The sequence below is a fragment of the Vibrio agarilyticus genome (assembly GCF_012641465.1).
GTDB classification, from domain to species: Bacteria; Pseudomonadota; Gammaproteobacteria; order Enterobacterales; family Vibrionaceae; genus Vibrio; species Vibrio agarilyticus.
In genome coordinates this window covers 39684-46267 of sequence record NZ_JABAIK010000024.1, presented here as the reverse complement: position 1 = coordinate 46267, position 6584 = coordinate 39684, and the positions used below count along the sequence as shown (strand labels likewise).

Genomic DNA, 6584 nt, shown 5'->3' with positions numbered 1-6584 from the left:
TTTATACCCAAGTAACCTCAAGATGCATGGTTCAGCGAGAATGACTTGGTTTGTCAGTGAGGCGAGGATTTGAAGATTGAGTGGCTCTCAATCGAAAATCGTCAACAAAGCTGATGAGCCAAGGCAGCTCGCCCTTTGGGAGCCAATCACTGAACCGCTTTTTGTTGTAACGAAAGTGCGTTAAACAACTTGAAAATAGGCTCGCTATTTCGCTGCGTTGTTTGCCTTGCTCTCAGCTCATTGAGCCGGCTCTGAATCCAGCATCTTGAAGTCACTTGGGTATATTATTTTTACGCGGGTTTATTACTCTGTCCCGCCTACGGTGAGTGAGTCGAGCTTGAGGGTTGGCTGCCCAACGCCGACAGGAACGCTTTGACCTGCTTTACCACACACGCCAACGCCCTTATCAAGGCACAAATCATTACCCACCATTGAGACTTGCTGCATCGCTTCAATACCAGAGCCAATCAAAGTAGCCCCTTTAACCGGACGAGTAATTTTTCCGTTCTCAATCAAATAGGCTTCTGACGTTGAGAAGACAAATTTGCCTGACGTAATATCAACCTGACCTCCGCCAAAGTTTGGCGCGTACAAACCGCGTTTGACGCTGGCGATGATCTCTTCCGGAGCATGCTCACCAGGCAACATATAGGTGTTGGTCATGCGCGGCATCGGCAGATGCGCATAAGACTCTCGGCGTCCATTACCCGTTGGCGCAACGCCCATTAAACGAGCGTTGTGTTTGTCTTGTATGTACCCTTTCAATACCCCGTTTTCAATCAGTGTATTGTGCTGGCCATTAACGCCCTCATCGTCAATATTGAGCGAGCCGCGCAAATCTTTTAATGTGCCGTCATCGACGATAGTGCACAAAGGTGAGGTAACCGATTGACCGATTTTACCCGAAAACACCGATGAGCCTTTTCGGTTAAAATCACCCTCTAAACCATGGCCGACCGCTTCATGCAAAAGCACGCCCGGCCAACCTGCACCTAGCACCACGGGCATCGCGCCTGCAGGCGCGGCTTCCGCTTCCAGATTCACCAAGGCCATGCGCACCGCTTCATCAGCAAAATGATACGCCAGTTGCGAGCCCTGAAAATCGCTTAAAAAGAAATCGTAGCCGTAACGACCACCGCCACCAGCGCTGCCGCGCTCACGGCGAGCTCCTTGCTCAGCAAGGACTGAAATCGACAATCGAACCAAAGGACGTACATCGCCCGCGTAAGTGCCGTCGGTTGCTGCCACTAGCATCTGCTCATGCACTCCAACCAAACTGATTGACACTTCTTTAATTCGAGGCTCTTTGGTGCGGATATACGCGTCCAAAGCTAACAATAACTCGGTCTTTTGCTGCTTTTGCCAACTTTCTAACGGATTGACTGCGCCATAAACTTGCTGATTATCACGACGAGAAAACGCTTTAACCGCCAAACTTTTGCCTTGCTGCGCAATGCCGCGAGCTGCCATGGCACTTTGAGTCAGGCCATCGAGTTGAATTTGATCGGCGTAAGCAAACCCGGTTTTTTCTCCGGCGACGGCGCGCACGCCAACGCCACAATCGATATTAAAAGAGCCATCTTTGATGATACTGTCTTCAAGCACTAACGACTCATGCCAACTACTTTGAAAATAGATATCAGCATAGTCGATATCACGACGGGCTATAGTCGCCAACGTGTTGGCAATGTCCTGCTCGGTTAACCCGCCGGGGGCCAATAACGTTTTTTCTACCGTATTTATGCTCATAATGGGCTCTTTGTTTAAATGGGCTTTTTGTTTAAATGGGCTCTTTGTTAAAAAAAACAGAGAGCTTGCTCACTCTGGTGACGTGTCAATCGGGATGAGCTGTGAGCAAAAACGATTGTGCCGCGAGGTGGGCATCTGTCGTCGCAATTGCGCGTTGTATTCCAGATTCAAATCGGCAAGCAACACGCCGCGGTCGTGTTCTAGCTCGGCCACAATTTCACCCCAGGGGTTCACCACCAAAGAGTGGCCAAATGTTTGTCGACCACATGGATGAATGCCACCTTGCGCCGCCGCGACAACCCAACATTGGGTTTCTATCGCGCGAGCGCGCAGCAGCACATGCCAGTGAGCTTCTCCGGTCACTGCGGTAAACGCCGCAGGCACTAAAATAATGTCACTGCCCAAGGCGCGTAGACTTTGATACAAACCGGGAAAGCGCAGATCATAACAGATACTGAGGCCTAACGTGGCATTGGGGGTTTGAGCCACCACTATCTGCTCACCCGGCGTGAAACTGTCAGACTCACGATAGCGGCCATGACCATCTTCAATATCAACGTCAAACATGTGCAATTTGTCGTAATGTGCGATGCACTCACCGTGACCATCAAACACTAAGGTGCTGGTAGATATTCCACCACGGTGGCGCAGCGGAAAGCTGCCAATTACCAGGGTAGCACCGTGGGCGGCGGTCAATTGGCTCAGTTTGCGTTGTAAAGGCCCTTCGCCAAGCGGCTCGGCCACGCGAACATAATCGTCTTGATGACCAAACACCAACGCATTTTCAGGTGTCACGACCAGTGATGCGCCTCGACTGACCGCCTGTCGATAAGCTCGCTCAATCGTGGCCAAATTGTCGAGTTCATCTGGCCCTGATGTCATTTGAATAATCGCTACCCGTTCCATTGGTTTTGACTTTCCTTAGGGTCTGTTGACCTTAGTTACTCGCGCCACCTTGCTCTTGTGGGCGCAAATGCGCTGGCAGCTCATATTCACTACGACTGCGTGAGATTTCACTCACTGTCGGCGCATCGAGCGGCCCGCTGACCTGATAATTAACCTGAGTAAACACTTCGACAACGGGAGCAATCACCGTTGAAATCGCAAACACATACAAAGCCGCATGAGGCGCAACAGCAAACGCTGTCAGCGTCGGCAACCCAGAGGTTAAGTCTGGGGAAAACTGCACTTGGGCGTCAACCAACTTATCGTTAAGATCCGCCAAGCCTTGAATTGTCATCTCACCGGCAAGCGCATCCATCACGATATCGTGAGTAAAAAAGACCCCATCACGAATTTGCCCTGTGCCCGTTATCGAATTAAACGCCATACCTTGATCAAACACATCGGTAAAATCGAGCTGCATCTTACGAATGATGGAATCGAGACTGAACAACCCCAGCAGTTTCGCCGCGCCGGAAATATCGCTGATCACCCCTTTACCAAACTCAGTGGTCATTTTTCCGTTCAGCGTATCCACTTGCATCGACCACGGCGTACCACGCCAACTTAAATCGCTGCGAATATCAAACGGCGCTTTTTGAATTCCCGATGTGACGCCAAAACGCTCCATCAAATCACTGTTATTTTTGCCACTAAAGGTCATCGACATTTGGGTCTGACTGCTGTCGCTACTCAGTGACCACGACCCAGTGGATTCCAGCGTATTTGACCCGCTGCTCAAACGTAATGGTTGCCAATTTAAGCTATCACCATCGCGCTCTAACACCAAATTGACCTCACCGACTTTGTAGCCTTGCAGCCAAAAATCCTCAATGTTGAGCGTTAAGTTTGGCATATCTGCGAAGAGCTGGCGATCAAAGGTGCTCACTTCTGGCTCATCAGCTTGTTTTTTGAGTGTCTGCTGCGACCAGTTTTGCTCATCAAATTGCGGCAAGCGCAGATGCAGACGCGATAATGACACCGCCAAATCATAAGGCGCAAGATAGCGCGCTTGTCCTTCCACCTGTTGACTGTCGATCTCCATCAGCCAATTCATCGCATCGCAGCGCGCACTAAATTGAACATCGTTCCACTCCACGCCATCCATTTTCAGCACAGGCGTGTCGATTGTGACTCTGGTCGGCAGAGGTAATGAAGGCAAGCTCAGCTCATCCAATGAGGACTCGGCAACCGTCGATTTTTCATCGCCAATTTGCAGCGTATCAAGCCACGCGCCAAGATCAAAATGAGACGTTCGAATCACGGCTTGGTGCCCTGATAGTGGCGCAGGTCTAAACGATCCCGTTCCAAGCACCAAATGCGACGCGGTCATGACAGGCGCATGACGAATGTCGATTTCGGTTTGGTATTTCGCCAATGGCAATTGCAGACGCGCCGTGACATGCTCTTGATTGCCAGAGGCTTGCAAGCGTGCTTTACCCGTATCACCCGACACCTTATTGAGTGGGTAAGGGTAATCACTCGCCAGCGTTTGTAAGTTAGCGCTCACATCAATTTGATAGGTAAAGCCGACATCGTCGAGTTGCAAATCAATGCCCATTTGCCAAGGTGCGTGACCTGAAAGTGGCGCAACCCAGTGCTCGCCTATGTAAGGCGCCAATGGGCCTACCGCCCAATCACCTTGAGCCTCAATCGCCACATCATAGTCATCGCCAACACTGCGACCATTAAAGCCCAGATGGATCGGCTGAGACAGTAAGGTCGCCTCCAATCCTGTGGCGCTCACCACATCATCGTCAAACCGAATTCGTCCGCTCACTTGTTGCAACAACATCGGCGGTGATTCAACGGCGACTTGGTTATGTTTAAGATCTGCGTAGCCCCACGCGCGCGGCTCCATCACGCCGTCAAATGGAATGTATAAGTTAAACGCCGAATCAACTTCACCGGTTACTTTCAGCGCCGTCAGTGCCGCGCCAACCGAATCCACCAGCGGCGTCGCCATCATATAATTGCGAACAGCAACCCCAGGCCCAAAGGCCTCAGCTTCAATCTCTATATGACCATTTTCTGCCAGTTCTGGAATACGCCCCGTGATCCGTTTAGCCGTCACCCCATTGAGTTGTGCCGACCGAGAATCAAGATACATGGCGTCGTTTTGAAACAGGAGATCGAGCTGTAACTCAGTGATGGTAGGCCATGCCGTATCAAAGCTGAACTTGGCATTTTCCAGCTCGACCCAAGCTTGGAACATACCGCTATGATCAAGATACGGGAATTGATCCAGCGCGCCGTACCAGAGCAATTTTGCGCCATCAACTTGGCCGCCTTGAATGGCACTGGAAAGGTAATCGGTCAGCTCAACCCCTAAAGCTGGCACGGGCAAATAACGCCAGGTTTCGCCAGCGTTAAATAAGTCAGCTTCTGCATAAAACGACAAAAATGGCGCGCTGCTCTGCGGAAAGTCCAGTCGAAAAGCACCAATGGCTTGCAGATCAGGCGTCGCCACTTGCAGTTTGTCGCCCCACAAACGCCAACCGTCCTCCGCTTTCTGCCACGCGATGTTAGCATCGGCTAACTTAATCGCGAGCGGAGCCTGAAACACCTCTGCATAAGGCACCTGTGCATCTAATAATGAAAAATGCGCCAGACCTTGAGTCAAAGAGCCCGATACCCACCCCGAAAGATCGGACACGCCCGGCAACAGTTGCCAATCTTTGGCTGCCACTTGAGAGAACTGAGCAGAATAACGCAGTGACTCAAGCGTCTCGCCCATCGCAACACGCACATCACCCAACACGCCTTTTGGCGCCATATTGCGCAGCGTTTGGCTAAGCTCATCGCTGTCTGGCAACAAACTGGTGAGCGGCGCAAGATACTCAAGATGCAGCGGCGATACATTCAGTTGCCAGTCTCCCGTTTGCGGCTTAACAAAAGCCAAATCAAATGCGGGCCACTCTTTTCCATCCGTGCTTAATTTCAGTAAGTGACCACTTACTTTTAGCCCTTGCTCAAATGGAACCAGTTTTAATACGCCAGATTCCAGCGCAAGTTGATGCTCTTGCTCTCGCTGCCACACAAGCTGAGAGGGAAGAAAATTAACGTACGCCTGCTTGGGCTGACTGTTCTCTAGTGTCAGCCACGCTTGTAAACTGAGCTGCCCTGAGCGAATGCCGCTGTTTTGCTGTAATGACTCAGTGAGCCAGGGCGTAATGGAAAGTCGCTGCGCATCGATATAAAAATCGCCAGTGACATCAAACAAGCTACCATGGTCTACGAACTGAGCGCTGACAGAAAGCGCGTTTAAATCCGCATCGACAATACTCACAACCCCTTCGGCATAATGCTTGTCATCACGGTTTTGCCAGCGCAGACGGTCGATATCTAACTGACGCACCTCACCACTTACCGCCCGATAGGTGATTTGCCCATCGCGCAGAGTAAAGTGTTCTAACTGGCGTAACAGAAGATCATCGAGCTGTTTGATAAGAGGCGAGCGATTGCGAGGTGTGGTTTGGGTGTGTTCTGAGCGACTTTGGTTTTGCCACAGATCAAGACTCTGCAAATCCAGAGTTAGCGTATCCATGGTTAAGTCTGCAACCACAGGTTGCAAGGTGATAAGCGACTGCCACAAATCCAGCTCGATGCGAATCTCATCGACGGCAAAATGCACTTGTGGGGAGTTAGGTAAATTGGCTCGAAGCCCTTGCAGCGCAATAGAAGGATGATTATTGCGCCATGTGCCAGAGACATTGGCTATCGCAAAATCAAAACCGGAGTACGACCGTACCCAGCTTTTGATTTCTGGTTGAAATTGATTAAGTTGTGGCAGCGCAATGCGCAACGTTGTGACCAAAATGGAGAGCGCAACAAGCACGCTCACCACAAGCCACAGCACCAGCCGCCCTAAGCGAGTTAAACCAATTTTCACA

The 6584-nt window shown here is 50.8% G+C and carries 3 protein-coding genes; all 3 read right to left on the bottom strand.

The genetic code is table 11. The annotated features are described in order from the left end of the window. Window positions 1–303: 303 nt before the first annotated feature. The 3 genes from tldD to HGP28_RS17275 all read right to left on the bottom strand — a co-directional run bounded on the left by tldD (window position 304) and on the right by HGP28_RS17275 (window position 6583). Window positions 304–1749, bottom strand: coding sequence for a metalloprotease TldD (tldD, locus tag HGP28_RS17285; protein WP_168837710.1), 1446 nt, complete (start codon window positions 1747–1749; stop codon window positions 304–306). A gap of 69 nt (window positions 1750–1818) precedes the next feature. After that, entirely contained in the window at window positions 1819–2655 is an 837-nt protein-coding gene (locus HGP28_RS17280) for a carbon-nitrogen hydrolase family protein (protein ID WP_168837709.1), read from the bottom strand. Between the two features lie 31 nt (window positions 2656–2686). Then, window positions 2687–6583: a YhdP family protein gene (locus HGP28_RS17275; RefSeq protein ID WP_168837708.1), complete on the bottom strand. Its 3897-nt coding sequence runs from the start codon at window positions 6581–6583 to the stop codon at window positions 2687–2689. Window position 6584: the final 1 nt, after the last annotated feature.